The sequence below is a fragment of the Vibrio sp. 2132-1 genome (assembly GCF_033344315.1).
Map to the genome: position 1 here is coordinate 67326 of NZ_JAWPON010000006.1, position 21650 is coordinate 88975.

The window sequence follows — 21650 nt, forward strand, 5'->3', positions numbered from 1 at the left end:
TCGTCCACGATCGTTGCTGTCCCCGTATCACTGCCTTGCACCGCACCAATGCCAGTCACCGTCACACTGAAATCTTCAGGGCCTTCATAAACAGCGTCATCAATGGCAGCGATACGCACATCAAACTCAGTTTGCCCCGCTGGCACCGTTACTACACCATCGTTTGGCACTGCAACCCAACCGGAGCCTGTGTTGTATTCTAGGGTGCCTAAATCTCCAACTTCGGTATCGCCGAGATTAAGACCCAACTCCACTTGCGTTTCCGCTTCAGAGGCGTTCGATAAGTTGACTTTGAAGTTCGCTGCCTCTCCCTCATTAATAGTACCAGCGTCTGAAATAGTCACGCTTGGACGGTCATCATCCGGATCAGGGCCCGGACCACTGCCATCATCCACTATCGTTGCCGTACCGGTATCGCTGCCTTGCACCGCCCCAATGCCAGTCACCGTCACGCTGAAATCTTCTGGGCCTTCATAAACAGCGTCATCAATGGAAGCGATACGCACATCAAACTCGGTTTGCCCCGCTGGCACCGTTACTACGCCATCGTTTGGCACTGCAACCCAACCGCTTCCCGTGTTGTATTCTAGGGTGCCCAAATCTCCAACTTCGGTATCGCCTAAGTTCAGGCCTAGCTCGACTTGAACAGTGGACTCGGAGGCATTCGACAGCGTCACTTTGAAGTTCGCTGTCTCACCCTCATTAACCGTACCTGCATCACTCATCGTTACCGCTGGGCGATCATCATCAGGATTTGAGCCAGGTCCACTACCATCATCTAAAATAGTGGCAGTCCCAGTAACAGGTGTGCTTTGTTCTTCTGTCGTGCCAGAGAGCGTAAACGTTTCTGGGCCTTCAAATACAGAGTCGTCAATAGAGTCTATAGAGACCGTAAAGTCACTTTCACCCGGTGGGATCGAAATGGTAAAGGTTCCGCTTTCACCGACTGAAACTTCTTCTGTTGTACCATCAGAAAATGTTATGAGGACACGCTCATTGACGTAGTCACTCCCGTTCTCGTCAGCTGAGCCGCCTGTTGCGGTTCCATCAAGGAGAGAAAGAATGACATCAGTGTTGTCTTCAGTTGTTTGACTTAGAGTAATATCGAATACAACTTGGTCACCTTCGTTGATAGTCGGACTAGATATTTCTTGAACTAAGATAGTCGGTGGTACAGGGCCATTAATTACTCTGAAAAGATCCAACAAAGATAGTGCTTGAGTTGTAGATAGTCCGATTCCATCAATACCGACGGTCTCAAAATTCGTACTAGCCAACAATTCAGCGCCAGTACGATCTATTGCACCAGTATTTTGGGGGCTAGAACCACTTTCCTCACCTGCAGCTGGCTCAAAATCCTCACCAAGAGCAGTAGGGTCTTCTCCACTAGCGATAGCCTCGATTAGCGCAGTGACATCATCAGTAACGTTAATTGAACTACCTTGCGGTGTTACCTGTTGTACAATTAATTCTGATGTATCAGAAACTTCCTCAATAATTAATTCACCAGGCTGAGGTAGCTGACCACTTTCAAGACTTCTCAGGTTCCCATCAAGCCCTATAACCACGACATTGCTCATCAATGAACTTAACGCTACTCGATCCATGCTCTTCATCCTTGTATTAGTTTAATTAAAGGCTTGTTACTGCACTAAACACGTCTATAGTTTAGACAAAATATGAATTTTTCGTTTTATTCCAAGAGGATTTAGTTTTTTGAGAGTAATAAGGAAAATAACCGAAGAATTTGCCTTCATTTAAACCAGTTTCCGCTATGCTCTTAAGATAAAAAGGTTTTCTACGAAAAAATCGACCACTTACCAAGCAAGCTTTGCCTCGTATGCTAGAGTTTAGAGAGTAAGATTGTTGTTTTTTATTGAATTAAACATTTAAACATCAACAAGTTGATAATACGCACTAAGAAAATTCATTGTTTGTAACTTCTCGTCTCAAATATGAAACAGAATAAGAGCGACATGATTTTAGGAGAACTAACGTGAGATGGAATCGAGTACATATAGCCTGCTGTTGCTTAATAGTGTCTTCACCAGTTTTCGGTCAAACTCTAGAGCAAGCGGTTGCACAGACGCTACAAAATAACCCCGATATTAAGAGTGCATTTAACGAGTTTATGAGCCAGAAGTACATAAATGAAGCTTCATCAGGTGCTTACCTCCCCTCTGTTGATCTAGATGCTGGAATTGGATATGAAGGATTAGACCCGTCAGATGAAGTTGGTCGAGGAGACACGGATTACACTCGAAAGGAAGCTTCAGTGACACTGAGCCAACTAATATGGGATGGTAGCGCTACATTAAATGATATTGATCGAACCGCAGCTGATGCTGAATCTGTTAGATTTCAACTCTTAGCAGATGCTTCAGATAAGGCACTTGAAGTGACTAAAGTGTACTTGGACGCTGTTAAAGCGTATGAAGTCCTAAAGCTTTCAGAAAACAACCTTGCTGTTCATAAAGATATTTACGATGACATTAAAAAACGAGTCAACTCGGGTATCGGCTCTACTGCTGACTTGACGCAGGTAGAAGCACGTTTGGCAAAAGCACACGGAAACTTAGCTGCTGCTCAAAATAACCTGTATGACTCTCACACGATGTTCACTCGTTTAGTCGGTCAAACACCACAAGGGTTAATCTTTCCGAGAGCGGACCAAAACTTTATCCCGTACACGGTTGATGAAGCGGTAGGCTTGGCATTTGAACTTCATCCCGTTATTCAAGTGGCGCTCGCAGACGTAGACTCGGCTAAGTTTCAATACAAACAGTCTAAAGGTGTTAATTACCCAACCATTTCAATTGAAGCTTCGCAAACATGGCGTGACGACGCTGATGGTTTAAAAGGTCGAAGTGATGAGACACTTGCCATGCTGCGTCTACGCTACAACCTATTCAATGGTGGCAGTGATGCAGCGAACTCAGAAAACTTTGCCTACCAGCTAAATAAAGCAAAAGACTTGCGTGAAGGTGCCTATCGCAATGTTGAAGAAGGATTAAGGCTTTCTTGGAGTGCGCTTGATTTAACATTACAACAAAAAGAGTTTCTATCAGATCATGTAGACTCTGCGTCTGAGACCGTAATTGCTTACGAGAAGCAATATCGCATCGGTAAACGAACACTGCTTGATCTATTGAACACTGAAAACGAGCTCTTTGAGGCGCGTAAAGACTACTTAGATTCTAAATACGCAGAGCAGTACGCCAAATATCGAGTGATGAACGCAACTGGGCAACTGTTGAGTGCATTAAGGGTTGAAATGCCTAAAGAATGGCTAGAAGAAGTGGAGTATTAATTATGAAACACATAGCTTTTATTACACTCTCATTAATGCTCTCCGCATGCAGTTCATCAGATCGTGGTGATGAATATGATTACATAGATACCCCAATTGCCGATCAGTGGGCTGATCATATAGATGATGACTCTGACGGAGTCATTAACGAGCGAGATTTGTGCCCGGGTACACCTTTGGGTGCCGAAATAGACAACGACGGTTGTGGTTCGTACGTTGACTCCTCACAAGAAATGCAAATTCGAGTACTATTTGCGAACGATTCCGATGTGATCAACCCTATCTTTACGCAACAAATTCTTGAACTATCCGACTTTTTGAAAGAGTACCCGAACACGTCTATAGAGATTCAAGGTTATGCTAGTCGCACTGGTACTGCAGAACATAATCTTGACTTATCTAAGCGCCGCGCTGAAAACGTTAGAAAAGAGCTCATGAAGAACGGCATTAGTGGAGATAGAGTTACCATTGTCGGCTATGGAGACACAGTACTTGCGACACAAGGTACAGACCAAGTTAGTCACGCATTGAACCGTCGAGTAACCGCAACAGTGATTGGCCACAAGGGTGAAGTGAAGAAAGAATGGACCGTTTTCACAACACTTCCAAAAAGCTAGCACAACAATAAACAGACCGTAAAAATAAAAGGTCTAGCAAATTGCTAGACCTTTTTTGATTTTAAATTTGACTACAGTTTAGCGCTACTACATGTCTTTGTACTGAGCTTCTAAACTCGCAATTAAGCTTTGAGTCACATCATCAACACTTGCACCGTCAAAATGGATGTCCAATGTCGAGCTCCCTTTTGTAATACTCAGGTTTGCCTCAGATCCCCCGTCTGGTGCCACTTCTACATGATACTCTCCGACATCACCAGTATGATCACCTGATTGAAGATCATTAAGAAGCTCTCCAATTTCATCTTTAGATAAGTCGTCAAACAGATCTGAGAAGTCTAGAGCGTCTTCATTTTTATTGAAGTCAGTGACAGTATCAACATCGTTAGTGACTTCACTCCACTTAAAGATGTCGGCCCCTTCTGACCCTGTTAAAGTATCACTACCTAAACCACCAATCAGAATATCATCCCCTTCACCGCCAACGAGTATGTCGTTGCCACCATGACCAAATAGTAAGTCATCACCAGCGCCGCCATATAAATTATCCGATTTATCTCCTTGGTGAGTTTGGTTGAATTCTTCCAAGTTATTTCTAACGTACTCATGTATATCTTCGCCGTCAACGGTAGACACATCCTGACCCGTTTGCTGCGCCACATGTGATTGAATCGCACTTAAGCCTTGTTCATTACCACCAAACTCAATTAAGTCACCTAACAAGATATCGTTACCTTCACCTCCTTGAATAGTGTCTGAACCTTGTTTGAGAGGTACATCTTGACCCAATATCGTTTCAGCAAGCTTAGTAACATCAATATCTGACTCTACCACACCATCAGTGTCATACTGCTTGAGTGTATGTTCATCAACGCCACTCCCAAGACCTATCGCTTCTATAGAGGACAATGCCGCTAGTACTTGATACATGTGTTGAGCTTGTGTCGAGCTATTCCCTTCATCGTAATAACGGATAGAGCCATAATATCTGTCGATATCGCCAAGGATTCTTCCTGTTAGCGGTGAATAAACCTTACCGTAACTATCTATAACGACATCACCTTTGTAGGTAACTGTTTGTCCGTATGAGTAATTGTTTTTACTCGCAATATCTTGCAGGGTAACAAGCTTGCCAGAATTATCGACGTCCAAAATCACTTTCGAGAATTCACTCGGTGCTACACCATAGAGGTATGTTGCTCTATTTGGTTGACCATCCGTAACAAAGTACGTGATATTTTGGCCATTAGGGTTAGGTTGACTGCTGAACCATTCAACGGCCGACTGTAAGCCCGCCTCATAGTTTGTGCCGCCAGAACCCTCATCATCAATTACACGATTCAACTCTTCTACAAACTCTTTTCTTGCTGTAAGAGAACTCAAGTCAACAGAAATCACCGCTGATGCACTTGAAGCAAATTCACTAAGGTGAATATTCACTGTCCCTGGCTTCTCTCCTTGATTTACCGCACTTAACAGCTCATCAAACACGTCTAGCACTTCCTGCTTCGCAGTTCCTACCCAGTTACCCATGCTCCCTGAAGTATCCAGAACAAATGCGATGTTGTAGTCCTGACCTGCAATGATCTCCAATCCTTGAACATCACCAACAATAATATCGTGATCGTCACTACCCGTTATCTGATCATTCCCATGTGATCCCGACTCCAACACATAGTCACGAGCTGTAAGCTCAACGGATTCAGTTGTTGAAGCTGCGTCATTATTTGATCCTTCAACAGACGTAGCAGTAACGCTTAGCGGGAACTCTAAGCTGCCTTCATAATCGAATGGCACTCTGATATCCAGGGAAAGCTTACCATCTGTACCAAGAGTGACAGGGTAATCTCCATTTGAATCTTGCTTAATTGCGAGCCCATCAACATACACGTCAACACCGTCTGGTAGATCTTGTACAAGAGCAGTCTGCGCTAAATCCTCACTTCCATCGACATCAACTAGATCAACATCCACATCGACCGAAATCCAGCGATCTTGAAGCACTTCATAAGTGCCATCAGGTTTCAAATCAACAATTTTGTCTGCAAAAACAACGCGTTCAATTTCATATAAATGATCACCTCGGTCATCACTACCTGTATGATCGTTTACCGAATCGATAGAACGACTATCTAATAAAATCCAATATGGAACTTTACCGCCATGATCGTCTTTGAAGGTCATTTTGTAGTCATCAAAGTTCCCTGTTAAGTAAACTGTATCTTTACCATCATGCAGAGTAAGACTGGTCGCGTCATCACCATAAAACGTATCATTGTTACCACCGCCAACAAATACGTCATCGCCACCGCCACCATAGAATACATCGTTGAAATCTGTCCCAACAAACAAGCTGTCGGTGTCACTTAAGTCAGTATTGACTCCCAACACAACACCAGCGTGTGTATTAATTTTAGGTACTGCATTATCCAACCCAAGGTTGGCTGCGACAGCCTCATTTTCGGTATTGGTATTATTTATTGCCGATGTAGCTAAGTGATGGTTTGGATCAATAGCATCTCGTTTAACTAAGTCGCCAACATTGATCGTGATCGTAGGTGCATCTGCGATAGCAACAACATTGATATCAAGTGTATTTGTTACGCCAGTATTTGTGGTATAGCTAATTAATGGAACGTCACCTGACCAATGCTCAGCAGGTTCAAATATGTAACTACCATCTCGGTTTACTAGTAACGTACCACTAGTCAAAGAAACACTTTCGCCTACCTCGTAATCAGCACCATCGATAGTAAGATGATCTACCATCAGAATATTGTCGCCGTCAGAGTCATTAAGCAATACATTCCCTTGTAGAGTATTGTCTTCTATGGTTTCGCCCAAATCACTTTCCGTTTCCGTCGGTAAGTTCTCATGTACTACAACATTGATCGCCAAGTTAGATTCTGCTGAATCACCATTCGAGCTTTCTGTACTCGTTGCAGTCAAATTGATAGTGAAGTCATCATGGGAGCCCGCAGGTGGAGTCACAGTAAGTGCATCTAATGCCCAACTTGTCACGTCCAGTTCTTCATCAATAGTTGCGACAGTAATAGAACTATTTCCATCTGAAAGGATCGCACCTACAGGTAAGCCAGTTAGCGTGACTTTAAGTGATTCAGAGCCATCTGTATCATTTAAGCTTGCTTTAATTTCAGAGAGCGGTATCGCTGTATCTTGTAACCCTTCGTTCAGCTGGTATGTTTCGTAAAACGCAACACCATTAACTTCTTGTAGTTCAGACGTTCTGATATCAGTTGCTTCTAGTGCACTTTCATCACTAACTACGTAAAGACTACTATTGCTCAGGTTGACAGGCGCTTGTCCATTAATGGATACATCCACATTAAAGTTACCCGGACCACTTTGGTTATGGTGATAAATTTCAATTGGATAAAAGCCAGATACCGAAGGGGTAAAGCTAGCTCCCTTAATATCACCACTGTCGCTCCCCCAACGAGCTTGATCAAGTAACGTACCACCCAACTTAATTGCAAGGCTATCATCGGCTTGACCGACAAAGTCGTAACTCGAGCCAGCTTCGAGATAAACAAGAGATGTGACTAGAACGGCCTCATTTGCCAAGGTTGCATGAGTCCCTAAATCTTCCACATTTGCCCAACTCAATCGAGTACCATCGGCTTCATTAAGAGCGTTGATCGCTGAGATTAGAGTCTCTCCATTGACCCCCATACCATCACTAGAACCAACTTGAACATTACTCCATGTCGTAACGTTAAACTCTTGTTGAGGCAATGAGTTTAATGGCGTCACTGCAATTAAGTTCGGTTTGTCAGCTACAGGGTTCACGTCTATTGTCAGTGTCGACTCTTGACCAGAGCTCTGCCCATCTGTCGGTTTAAAACCAATTTGAGCGTAACTAGATTCCTGATCTCCGACTTGATTTCCGCCGAAGCTGTCACTGCCTGATTCATTTAATTCAGGTACAAAACGAACACCGTTTTCCTCAAAAAGCGATTTATCGAGGACTTGATCGATTTGTACAGACTGCCAATCGCCTTGCGAATCTCTGTACTCTAATGAGCCATCGCTAGGAAGCGTTGTAATTTGGACGGATAGATCTGATACATCAGAGTCCACATCGCTAATACCGAATGATGACCAATCAAGCATCACTTGAGTATCTTCATTCATCTCAACCACTGAAGGCGAAGATTCAGGAGCATCATTCACATTTACCAGAGAAACATTTACCTCGGCAGTATCAATCCCGCCAGTTCCATCGATAACCTCAACCTGAAGCGTATAATCGCCCAAGTCAACATCATCGATTGTCTTGTTCAATGAAATCTCTCCACTTGTCGGGTCGATATCAAAAATACCATTAGTGCTCGAGCCATCTGCAAAGCGGTATACAAGCACGTCATTATCGTGATCTTCAGCAACGACCGTGCCGATAACGGCCCCACTCACCGTGTTTTCGTTAACTGACCCGAAGTCGTAAACATCATCATTTGGTTTGTCACCAGCACTATCGCCGCCAGAAATAAACTCTGGAGCGTGCTGAGCATCTATAATAGAGACTGTTGCTTCATTCGAGTCACTTGCAAGCGTCGAATCTGCACCAACCGTATCAATTAGAGTCACGGTTAGGTTTTCAAGATCTTCGTAAATACCATCATCGAGAGTTTTTATATCAATCGGCGCCGACGTTTTACCCGCTGGAATCGTGACTGTGTACGTACTTGGAGCAATATAATCTTTGTCATCAACATTCCCTCCGATTGTGAATGTTACCAGTACATCTTCATCTGCTTTTTGGTCAATGTTGACGATAAATTTTGCATCACTACCTTCATCAACTGAGGATTGATCTGAGCTAATAGTCACTTTCGGTGCACTTTGGGCATCAACGATCACAACACTTGCGCTGTTATTTGAAGCAATGCTCGCATCAGCGCCATCAACCTCTTTAATGGTTACTGTGAAAGATTCTGCGCCCTCATAAATACCATCGGTGACCGTCAGTAAGTCAAGAGCAGCTGAAGATTGACCCGCAGGAACTTCAACACTCAGAACGCCAACAAAATCTTTTCCATCTTGGGCCACACCACTATATTCGACATGAACCGTAACACTCTCATCTGCAACTTTATCAAGTGTCAGCGTAAAGCCTGCCGTTTCACCTTCATTTACGCTGTTTTGATCGGCACTAATACTAACTAAAGGTGCAGGATCAGAATCCACAATATTTGCGTTACCAGTTGCAATACCATTACTGGTGACACTACCGATTTCCGTAACCGTCAGACCAAAGCTCTCATCACCTTCATGGACATTATCTAGTTTGGTCGGGACTGCGACTTTAATTTCAGCGACACCTGGAGGTATGGTAACGTCTCCATTAGGCGCCATATCTAATGTTTGAGTTTGACCATGAGTATCCACATAGGTCACTACCATAGTGCCTAAATCAACATCTTCCGCAGTATAGCTATCATTTGTTGTTGACTTCAGATTGACGACAACGGCCTCTTGAACAGGGTTAGAGAGTAAAACGGTAAATATTGCGTCAGTTCCTTCAATGACATCGCCGGCATCTACTACGCTAAGTTTTGTACTGTCATTATCAAGAACTGTTGCCGTCCCCGTTTCACCGCCGATCTCAAGAACGATCGTTTCGCTGCTTTCCACAACCAAGTCATCAATAGTCGGAATCGATATTTCGAAGCTACTTATACCTGCAGGAACAATCAAGTAACCACCTAAGAAAACAACACCATTTGTATAGGTTGCATTTGATAGATTTACGTCATTCTTATCAACTGAAGAACCTTGAGCAAGCATATCAACTTGGTACTTAACGGCAGTGCTGGTGGTTTCATTTAGAACAACCGAGAACGTGACATTGTCACCCTCAGTCACGCTATCACCGACCACAGACAGGCTTGGCCCATTTTCAGCAATATTACCATCTAGCATTTCATTAACGATATTGACTGTAGATGGATCGCTAACGCCATTTTCAGAGTCGACTGCCACATATCCAAAGCTGTCTTCGGCAGGTACACCTTCTACATAACGTAACTCCCAGTTCCCTTCATTTTTCGTAGAAAAATCTAACTGAGTAATGACCGAACCTTCAGGAAGAGCTAGATCTTTCCCATAACCAACGCTTGTTTCTTGGAATAGCATGAAGTTGCCTTCAGGCTTCAAAAACTCGAACGTTTGAGTCTGTTGGACATTATTTGAATCTAAGTATGTAACCGTAATAAGTGCTGCGTTGTCATCACCGTAATCAAACAATCCACCTAATCCATCTAAGCCAAGGTTTACGCTGCCCACAGGATTATTAGACAAATCGATCGTAATCGTTTCACCTTTCTCAATACCCTGCCCATCATTGTCAGCGATACCATTGCCGATGTGTGACACCTGGCGGTTGTACTGCGCAAGCTCACCGCTATCAGAAGAAATGGTGATAGAAGCTCCATTTGCTAAATGCTCAGTACGGGAATGTGATGAACCACCATCCTCACTTAATCCCCAGTTATTGAAATCTGTTGTAGATTCCGAGCCATTAGGCGTATTTGGACGATCTTTGATACCTAATAAGAAGCCAACATTATCAGCTTCATAGTAAAGGCTGTCTTTGTCATAAAGCGTATCGCTTACTTCTTTAATTTCGTGCAACTCACCATCACTATCTTTAAAGAACAACGTACCTGAGGTTGGCAGTTCAGTAATTCGGACATGTAGATCGTTGCCTTTTAAGTCGTCTTCAACATCCGCGATATGATCTTGAGAGTCACCGCGACCCAGAGGCTTCGTATCGGTATCAAACACAACGTGCGTAAGCTGATCATCGGCCACATGCGTAAAGTCCTCACTGTCAGGCTTGTCATTGACTGGCGTCACATCGACGTTCACCGTGGTGGACTCACTGACGCCACCGGACGTAACGATGTAGATAAAGCTGTCTGTCCCGTGGTAGTTGTCGTTTGGCGTGTAGGTTACACTGCCATCCGGGTTGACCGAGACCGTGCCGTTAGCTGGTCCGTTATTGGTATCCAGCGACACCACTTTGTCGTCGCCTTCGAACGTGTCGTTATCTAAGACCTTAATGATGGTTGGCGTATCTTCCACAACCGTCGCGTTGTCTGCCACGATGTCTGCCACAGGCGCTACTGTGAAGTTCACCGTTTGACTAACGCTTTCACCGCTTGGATCGGTGGCGGTAAAGGTTAGGGTTTCTGAGCCGTTCCAGTCCGCAGTTGGGCTAATGGTCGCGATGCCATTTTCAATCGACACCAACACGTTGCTGTTGCCGGACACTGAGAAGTTCAGTGCGGAGTCGCTGTCTTTAAATGCGTCGTTTAAATCAATCGTGTAGATCGTAAAATCTTCTGCTAACACTTGATCTGAAATGACATTATCGACTGTTGGTGCATCGTTAACGCGATTCACAATCAAACTATCACTGTCGCTAACCGTTGGATTAACACCATCCGATACTGATGCGCTGATCGTTAGGTCTTTAAGGTTGAGTTCGTCGTTGTTAACCGCGTCAACACCCGCTTGAGTCAGTTTGACTTCATCGCCAACTAGCGCAAAGTAGCCGTTTGAGTTGTTTTCTAAAGAAACGGTTAATTGCTCTTCTGGCGTGTCGATATCAGCGACTTCCAACGTTGCCACTACCGTATCGGTATTCACTGCATCTTCAGTGATACTTTCTACAGCATCGACCTTGATCGTTGGCGCATCGTTTACTGGGTTAACGGTAACAGCTACTTTCGCTTGGTCAGTCAGCGAACCATCAGTGATGGTGTAAGTGATTTCGGCGTCACCATGGAAGTTCTCAGCCGGTGTGAAGACCAGTTTGCCATCAACGATCTCAACTGTGCCTTGTGTTTCAGGTACGGAAGCCGATTCAATCGACAGCTTATCACCATCAATATCGGTGTCGTTTGGCAGGACATCAATCGTCACTGGCGTGTCTTCGTCAGTAACGGCATTGTCATTGGTCGCCACTGGCGCATCGTTCACTGGCGTCACATCGACGTTCACCGTGGTGGACTCTGACACCCCACCTGACGTAACGATGTAGGTGAAGCTGTCTGTGCCGTGGAAGTTGTCGTTTGGCGTGTAAGTGACGCTGCCATCCGGGTTGACCGAGACCGTGCCGTTAGCTGGACCGTTATTGGTATCCAGCGACACCACTTTGTCGTCGCCTTCGAACGTGTCGTTCTCTAAGACCTTAATGATGGTTGGCGTATCTTCCACAACCGTCGCTTTATCTGCCACGATATCCGCCACTGGCGCTACTGTGAAGTTCACCGTTTGGCTAACGCTCTCGCCGCTTGGATCGGTAGCCGTAAACGTCAGCGCTTCTGAGCCGTTCCAGTCTGCCGTTGGAGTGAACGTAGCAATCCCATTGACGATCGCCACTTGAATGTTGCTGTTGCCAGAGATGCTAAACGTTAACTCGCCATCCACGTTATCCACATCGCTGAAAGCGGTATTCAGATTGATGCTGTATGGCGTAAAATCTTCCGCCAAGGTTTGGTCTGCAATGCTACTTTCAACCACAGGCGTGTCGTTCACCGCATTCACGGTGACGTTGACCGTCGCTTGGTCAGTCAGTGCACCATCGGTAACGGTGTAAGTGATTTCAGCGTCACCATGGAAGTTCTCAGCCGGTGTGAACACCAACTTGCCGTCAACAATTTCAACTGTCCCTTGGTCACTCGGCACAGACGCCGAATCAATACGTAATGTATCACCATCGATGTCAGTATCGTTTGGCAAGACATCAATCGTAACAGCGGTATCTTCTTGTGTTGTTGCCGCGTCATCGCTTGCCACTGGCGCGTCATTCACTGGCGTCACATCGACGTTCACTGTGGTGGACTCCGATACCCCACCCGAGGTAACGATGTAGGTAAAACTGTCTGCCCCGTGATAGTTGTCGTTTGGCGTGTAAGTGACGCTGCCATCCGGGTTGACCGAGACCGTGCCGTTAGCTGGACCGTTATTGGTATCGAGCGACACCACTTTGTCGTCGCCTTCGAACGTGTCGTTATCCAAGACCTTAATGATGGTTGGTGTGTCTTCCACAACCGTCGCGCGGTCAGATTCAATATCTGCCACAGGCGCCACTGTGAAGTTCACCGTTTGGCTAACGCTTTCACCGCTTGGATCGGTGGCGGTAAAGGTTAGGGTTTCTGAGCCATTCCAGTCTGCGGTTGGAGTGAACGTAGCAATCCCATTGACGATCGCCACTTGAATGTTGCTGTTGCCAGAGATGCTAAACGTTAACTCGCCATCCACGTTATCCACATCGCTGAAAGCGGTATTCAGATTGATGCTGTATGGCGTAAAATCTTCCGCCAAGGTTTGGTCTGCAATGCTACTTTCAACCACAGGCGTGTCGTTCACCGCATTCACGGTGACGTTGACCGTTGCTTGGTCAGTCAGTGCACCATCAGTAATCGTGTAAGTAATTTCAGCGTCACCATGGAAGTTCTCAGCCGGTGTGAACACCAACTTGCCGTCAACAATTTCAACTGTACCTTGGTCACTCGGCACAGACGCCGAATCAATACGTAATGTATCACCATCGATGTCAGTATCGTTTGGCAAGACATCAATCGTAACAGCGGTATCTTCTTGTGTTGTTGCCGCGTCATCGCTTGCCACTGGCGCGTCATTCACTGGCGTCACATCGACGTTCACTGTGGTGGACTCCGATACCCCACCCGAGGTAACGATGTAGGTAAAACTGTCTGCCCCGTGATAGTTGTCGTTTGGCGTGTAAGTGACACTGCCGTCCGGGTTGACCGAGACCGTGCCGTTAGCTGGGCCGTTATTGGTATCCAGCGACACCACTTTATCGTTGCTTTCGAACGTGTCGTTACCTAAGACCTTGATGATGGTTGGCGTGTCTTCCACGACCGTTGCTTTATCTGCCACGATGTCCGCCACAGGCGCTACTGTGAAGTTCACCGTTTGGCTGACGCTCTCGCCGCTTGGATCGGTAGCCGTAAAGGTCAATGCTTCTGAGCCGTTCCAGTCCGCGGTTGGAGTGAACGTAGCAATGCCATTGACGATCGCCACTTGAATGTTGCTGTTGCCGGAGATGCTAAACGTTAACTCGCCATCCACGTTATCCACATCGCTGAAAGCGGTATTCAGATTGATGCTGTATGGCGTAAAATCTTCCGCCAAGGTTTGGTCTGCAATGCTACTTTCAACCACAGGCGTGTCGTTCACCGCATTCACGGTGACGTTGACCGTTGCTTGGTCAGTCAGTGCACCATCAGTAATCGTGTAAGTAATTTCAGCGTCACCATGGAAGTTCTCAGCCGGTGTGAACACCAACTTGCCGTCAACAATTTCAACTGTACCTTGGTCACTCGGCACAGACGCCGAATCAATGCTTAACGTATCACCATCGATGTCAGTATCGTTTGGTAGGACATCAATCGTCACTGGCGTGTCTTCGTCAGTGACAGCGGTATCATCTTTTGCCACTGGCGCGTCATTCACTGGCGTCACATCGACGTTCACCGTGGTGAATTCCGATACCCCACCTGAGGTAACGATGTACGTGAAGCTGTCTGTACCGTGGAAGTTGTCGTTTGGCGTGTAAGTGACGCTGCCGTCCGGGTTGACCGAGACCGTGCCGTTGGCTGGACCGTTATTGCTATCGAGCGACACCACTTTGTCGTCGCCTTCGAACGTGTCGTTACCTAAAACCTTGATGATGGTTGGTGTGTCTTCCACAACCGTCGCGCGGTCAGATTCAATATCTGCCACAGGCGCCACTGTGAAGTTCACCGTTTGGCTAACGCTTTCACCGCTTGGATCGGTGGCGGTAAAGGTTAGGGTTTCTGAGCCGTTCCAGTCTGCGGTTGGAGTGAACGTAGCAATCCCATTGACGATCGCCACTTGAATGTTGCTATTACCAGAAACGCTAAACGTTAACTCACCATCGGCGTTATCCACATCGCTGAAAGCGGTATTCAGATCGATGCTGTATGGCGTAAAATCTTCCGCCAAGGTTTGGTCTGCAATGTTGCTTTCAACCACAGGCGTGTCGTTCACCGCATTCACGGTGACGTTGACCGTTGCTTGGTCAGTCAGTGCACCATCAGTCACGGTGTAAGTGATTTCAGCGTCACCATGGAAGTTCTCAGCCGGTGTGAAGACCAGTTTGCCATCAACGATCTCAACTGTACCTTGTGTTTCAGGTACGGAAGCCGATTCAATCGACAGCTTATCGCCATCGATGTCAGTGTCGTTTGGCAGAGCATCAATCGTGACAGCGGTATCTTCTTGTGTTGTTGCCGCGTCATCTTTTGCCACTGGCGCATCGTTCACTGGCGTCACATCGACGTTCACCGTGGTGGACTCTGATACCCCACCTGAGGTGACGATGTAGGTGAAGCTGTCTGTGCCGTGGAAGTTGTCGTTTGGCGTGTAAGTCACGCTGCCGTCCGGGTTGACCGAGACCGTGCCGTTAGCTGGACCGTTATTGGTATCCAACGACACCACTTTGTCGCTGCCTTCGAACGTGTCGTTACCTAAGACCTTGATGATGGTCGACGTGTCTTCCACAACCGTCGCGTTGTCTGCCACGATGTCCGCCACAGGGGCAACTGTGAAGTTCACCGTTTGGCTAACGCTTTCGCCGCTTGGATCGGTAGCCGTAAAGGTTAGGATTTCTGAGCCGTTCCAGTTTGCGGTTGGAGTGAACGTAGCAATGCCGTTGACGATCGCCACTTGAATGTTGCTGTTGCCAGAAACGCTGAAGCTCAGCTCGCCATCCACGTTATCCACATCGCTGAACGCGGTATTTAGATCGATGCTGTATGGCGTAAAGTCTTCTGCCAAGGTTTGGTCTGCAATGTTGCTTTCAACCACAGGCGTGTCGTTCACCGCATTCACGGTGACATTGACCGTCGCTTGGTCAGTCAGCGCACCATCGGTGATGGTGTAAGTGATTTCAGCGTCGCCATGGAAGTTCTCGGTCGGTGTGAACACCAATTTGCCATCAACAATCTCGACTGTCCCTTGCTCACTCGGCACAGACGCCGAATCAATGCTTAACGTATCACCATCGATGTCAGTATCGTTTGGTAGGACATCAATCGTCACTGGCGTGTCTTCGTCAGTAACAGCGGTATCATCTTTTGCCACTGGCGCATCGTTCACTGGTGTGACATCGACGTTCACCGTGGTGGACTCTGATACCCCACCGGACGTAACGATGTAGGTAAAGCTGTCTACCCCGTGGAAGTTGTCGTTTGGCGTGTAAGTGACGCTGCCATCCGGGTTGACCGAGACCGTGCCGTTAGCTGGACCGTTGTTGGTATCCAGCGACACCACTTTGTCGTCGCCTTCGAACGTGTCGTTCTCTAAGACCTTAATGATGGTCGGCGTGTCTTCCACAACCGTCGCTTTATCTGCCACGATGTCCGCCACAGGCGCTACTGTGAAGTTCACCGTTTGGCTAACGCTCTCGCCGCTTGGATCGGTGGCAGTAAACGTCAGCGCTTCTGAGCCGTTCCAGTCCGCAGTTGGGCTAATGGTCGCAATGCCATTTTCAATCGACACCAACACGTTGTTGTTGCCGGACACTGAGAAGTTCAGTGCGGAGTCGCTGTCTTTAAATGCGTCGTTTAAATCAATCGTGTAGATCGTAAAATCTTCTGCTAACACTTGATCTGAAATGACATTATCGACTGTTGGTGCATCGTTAACGCGATTCACAATCAAACTATCACTGTCGCTAACCGTTGGATTAACACCATCCGATACTGATGCGCTGATCGTTAGGTCTTTAAGGTTGAGTTCGTCGTTGTTAACCGCGTCAACACCCGCTTGAGTCAGTTTGACTTCATCGCCAACTAACGCAAAGTAGCCGTTTGAGTTGTTTTCTAAAGAAACGGTTAATTGCTCTTCTGGCGTATCGGTATCAGCGACTTCCAACGTTGCCACTACCGTATCGGTACTCACTGCGTCTTCAGTGATACTTTCTACAGCATCGACCTTGATCGTTGGCGCATCGTTCACTGGATTAACGGTAACGGCTACTTTCGCTTGGTCAGTCAGCGAGCCATCGGTGATGGTGTAAGTGATTTCGGCATCACCATTGAAGTTCTCGGCCGGTGTGAACACCAACTTGCCGTCAACAATTTCAACCTTACCTTGTGCTTCAGGTACAGACGCTGATTGGATAGACAGCGTATCGCCATCGATGTCAGTATCGTTTGGTAGGACATCAATCGTGACTGGCGTGTCTTCGTCAGTAATCGCCGTGTCATTGGTCGCCACTGGCGCATCGTTCACTGGCGTCACATCGACGTTCACCGTGGTGGACTCCGATACCCCACCCGATGTAACGATGTAGGTGAAGCTGTCTGCCCCGTGGTAGTTGTCGTTTGGCGTGTAGGTCACGCTGCCGTCCGGGTTGACCGAGACCGTGCCATTGGCTGGGCCGTTATTGGTATCCAGCGACACCACTTTGTCGTCGCCTTCGAACGTGTCGTTACCTAAAACCTTAATGATGGTTGGTGTGTCTTCCACAACCGTCGCGCGGTCAGATTCAATATCTGCCACAGGCGCAACCGTAAAGTTCACCGTTTGGCTAACGCTTTCGCCGCTTGGATCGGTAGCAGTAAAGGTCAGCGCTTCTGAGCCGTTCCAGTCTGCCGTTGGAGTGAACGTAGCAATCCCATTGACGATCGCCACTTGAATGTTGCTGTTGCCAGAGATGCTAAACGTTAACTCGCCATCCACGTTATCCACATCGCTGAAAGCGGTATTCAGATTGATGCTGTATGGCGTAAAATCTTCCGCCAAGGTTTGGTCTGCAATGCTACTTTCAACCACAGGCGTGTCGTTCACCGCATTCACGGTGACGTTGACCGTTGCTTGGTCAGTCAGTGCACCATCAGTAATCGTGTAAGTAATTTCAGCGTCACCATGGAAGTTCTCAGCTGGCGTGAACACCAATTTACCATCAACAATCTCAACTGTGCCTTGCGCTTCAGGTACGGACGCCGATTGGATAGACAGCGTATCACCATCAATATCAGTGTCGTTTGGCAGGACATCAATCGTCACTGGCGTGTCTTCGTCAGTAACGGCATTGTCATTGGTCGCCACTGGCGCATCGTTCACTGGCGTCACATCGACGTTCACCGTGGTGGACTCTGACACCCCACCTGACGTAACGATGTAGGTGAAGCTGTCTGTGCCGTGGAAGTTGTCGTTTGGCGTGTAAGTGACGCTGCCATCCGGGTTGACCGAGACCGTGCCGTTAGCTGGACCGTTATTGGTATCCAGCGACACCACTTTGTCGTCGCCTTCGAACGTGTCGTTATCTAAGACCTTAATGATGGTTGGCGTATCTTCCACAACCGTCGCTTTATCTGCCACGATGTCCGCCACAGGCGCAACTGTTAAGTTCACCGTTTGTCTGACGCTTTCACCGCTTGGATCGGTAGCCGTAAAGGTCAATGCTTCTGAGCCGTTCCAGTCTGCGGTTGGAGTGAACGTAGCAATGCCATTTTCAATCGACACCAACACGTTGCTGTTGCCAGAAACGCTGAAGGTCAGATCGCCATCCACGTTATCCACATCGCTGAAAGCGGTATTTAGATCGATGCTGTATGGCGTGAAATCTTCCGCCAAGGTTTGGTCTGCGATGCTGCTTTCAACCACAGGCGTGTCGTTCACCGCATTTACGGTGACATTGACCGTCGCTTGGTCAGTCAGTGCACCATCGGTCACGGTGTAAGAGATTTCGGCATCACCATGGAAGTTCTCGGCCGGTGTGAATACCAGTTTGCCGTCAACAATCTCGACTGTCCCTTGGTCACTCGGCACAGATGCCGAGTCAATCGACAGCGTATCGCCATCAATATCGGTGTCGTTTGGCAGGACATCAATCGTCACTGGCGTGTCTTCGTCAGTGACAGCGGTATCATCGTTTGCCACTGGCGCATCGTTCACTGGCGTGACATCGACGTTCACCGTGGTGGACTCCGATACCCCACCGGAGGTGACGATGTAGGTAAAGCTGTCTGTACCGTGGTAGTTGTCGTTTGGCGTGTAGGTTACGCTGCCGTCCGGGTTGACCGAGACCGTGCCGTTCGCTGGACCGTTATTGGTATCCAGCGACACCACTTTGTCGTCGCCTTCGAACGTGTCGTTACCTAAGACCTTAATGATGGTTGGCGTGTCTTCCACAACCGTCGCTTTATCTGCCACGATATCCGCCACTGGCGCTACTATGAAGTTCACCGTTTGGCTAACGCTCTCGCCGCTTGGATCGGTGGCCGTAAAGGTTAACGCTTCTGAGCCGTTCCAGTCTGCGGTTGGAGTGAACGTAGCAATACCGTTGACGATCGCCACTTGAATGTTGCTATTACCAGAGACGCTAAACGTTAACTCACCATCCACATTATCCACATCGCTGAAAGCGGTATTTAGATCGATGCTGTATGGCGTGAAATCTTCCGCCAAGGTTTGGTCTGCAATGCTACTTTCAACCACAGGCGTGTCGTTCACCGCATTCACGGTGACGTTGACCGTTGCTTGGTCAGTCAGCGAGCCATCGGTAACGGTGTAAGTGATTTCGGCGTCACCATGGAAGTTCTCAGCTGGCGTGAACACCAATTTGCCATCAACGATCTCAACTGTACCTTGTGTTTCAGGTACGGACGCCGATTCAATCGACAGCGTATCGCCATCAATATCGGTATCGTTTGGCAGGACATCAATCGTCACTGGCGTGTCTTCGTCAGTAACGGCATTGTCATTGGTCGCCACTGGCGCGTCATTCACTGGCGTCACATCGATGTTCACCATGGTGGACTCCGATACCCCACCGGAGGTAACGATGTAGGTAAAGCTGTCTGCACCGTGGTAGTTGTCGTTTGGCGTGTAGGTTACGCTACCATCCGGGTTGACCGAGACCGTGCCGTTGGCTGGACCGTTATTGGTATCCAGCGACACCACTTTGTCGTCGCCTTCGAACGTGTCGTTACCTAAGACCTTGATGATGGTTGGCGTGTCTTCCACAACCGTCGCTTTATCTGCCACGATATCCGCCACTGGCGCAACCGTAAAGTTCACCGTTTGGCTAACGCTTTCGCCGCTTAGATCGGTGGCCGTAAAGGTTAACGCTTCTGAGCCGTTCCAGTCTGCGGTTGGAGTGAACGTAGCAATACCGTTGACGATCGCCACTTGAATGTTGCTATTACCAGAGACGCTAAACGTTAACTCACCATCCACATTATCCACATCGCTGAAAGCGGTATTTAGATCGATGCTGTATGGCGTGAAATCTTCCGCCAAGGTTTGGTCTGCAATGCTACTTTCAACCACAGGCGTGTCGTTCACCGCATTCACGGTGACGTTGACCGTCGCTTGGTCAGTCAGCGAGCCATCGGTAACGGTGTAAGTGATTTCAGCATCACCATGGAAGTTCTCGGCCGGTATGAAGACCAATTTACCATCAACAATCTCGACTGTGCCTTGCGCTTCAGGTACGGACGCTGATTGGATAGACAGCGTATCGCCATCAATGTCAGTATCGTTTGGTAGGACATCAATCGTTACTGAGCTATCTTCCTCTGTAATTGTTGTATCATTAGAGGCAATAGGCGCATCGTTAACTGAGTTTACTGTTACCGAAACTTGAGCTTCATCCTCTAACTCACCATCTGAGATGGTGTAGCTAATCGTTGCATTACCGTTGAAATTTTCAGCCGGAGTGAAAACAAGCTTACCATCGATAATCTCAACGATACCTTGCTCTTCTGGTACAGAAGCAGAGGTAATGATTAAATCATCACCTTCAATATCACTGTCGTTAGCGAGCACATCAATTACAACCTGGGAATCCTCGTCAGTTTGAATCGCATCATTAGTTGCTATTGGCGCGTCATTAACAGGCGTAATATCTAAGTTAGCAGTGCCATTAATAACACCGCCATCGTTATCAATAATGTCATAGGAGAATGACACTTCAGTGTCATCGTCAGCCTCTGGAATGTAAGTCCAAGATCCATCGCTGTTATCAATTAAGGTGCCATTCCCACTCTCAATAGTGACGTTTGTAATGACAAGAGTATCGGCATCATCAATATTGACGTTCGATAGTAATTCATCAGTAGTTATCGTGATTGGATCGCTATCTTCCTCAACAGCGCTTAATGTCACTGGAGAATTAGTAAGTGGCTTACTTGAGCCATCCCCACTTGTCTCGATACCTGTTGTGAAGAAGTCATTTAAGGTCAACGCTTGAGTTTCAGATAAGCCGAGGGATTCTAAGCCAATAGTTTCAAAGTTTGTTGAGGCTAGCACTTCAGTACCATCTCGTACAATCGTGGCACTATTTTGCAAACTGGAGCCACTATTTTCACCCGCTGCAGGTGCGAGTTCTTCATCAATAGCAGAAGGGTCTTGACCTTGCTCAATAGCACTAATAATCTGTGCTACATCGTCTGAAATATCTTTTAAACCTTGCTCTTGAGCAAGCTGAATTTTCAGGTCTTGAGGCGCAGCATCTGTCATTGCCACTATCACTTCACCTGGTAGAGGCTGCTGTCCTTCTGCAAGGACTCTCAGCTGCCCATCCAAACCTATTACGACGACTTGATTACCGAGTGGCACTAATGCTGTACGATCCATATAAACCTTAACCCTAAATAACTGTCAAGTTTTTGACTAACAATACTAATTTGCTA

Annotated in this window: 4 protein-coding genes; 2 read left to right on the plus strand and 2 right to left on the minus strand. The window is 47.1% G+C overall.

Going from position 1 to position 21650, the window contains the following annotated elements; genetic code table 11:
• Positions 1 to 1607: Calx-beta domain-containing protein (locus tag R8N47_RS08040; protein ID WP_318185849.1), on the minus strand; the 1607-nt coding region annotated here is incomplete at its 3' end.
• 389 nt (positions 1608 to 1996) lie between these two features.
• Here R8N47_RS08040 and R8N47_RS08045 point away from each other — a divergent pair.
• Positions 1997 to 3310 carry a TolC family outer membrane protein gene (locus R8N47_RS08045; protein WP_064353951.1) on the plus strand — a complete coding sequence of 438 codons (1314 nt, stop codon included), beginning with the start codon at positions 1997 to 1999 and terminating at the stop codon, positions 3308 to 3310.
• Between the two features lie 2 nt (positions 3311 to 3312).
• Entirely contained in the window at positions 3313 to 3927 is a 615-nt protein-coding gene (locus tag R8N47_RS08050; RefSeq protein WP_005377363.1) for an OmpA family protein, read from the plus strand.
• Positions 3928 to 4014: 87 nt separating this feature from the next.
• Here R8N47_RS08050 and R8N47_RS08055 read toward each other — a convergent pair whose 3' ends face one another.
• Positions 4015 to 21594: a tandem-95 repeat protein gene (locus tag R8N47_RS08055; protein ID WP_318185850.1), complete on the minus strand. Its 17580-nt coding sequence runs from the start codon at positions 21592 to 21594 to the stop codon at positions 4015 to 4017.
• Positions 21595 to 21650: the final 56 nt, after the last annotated feature.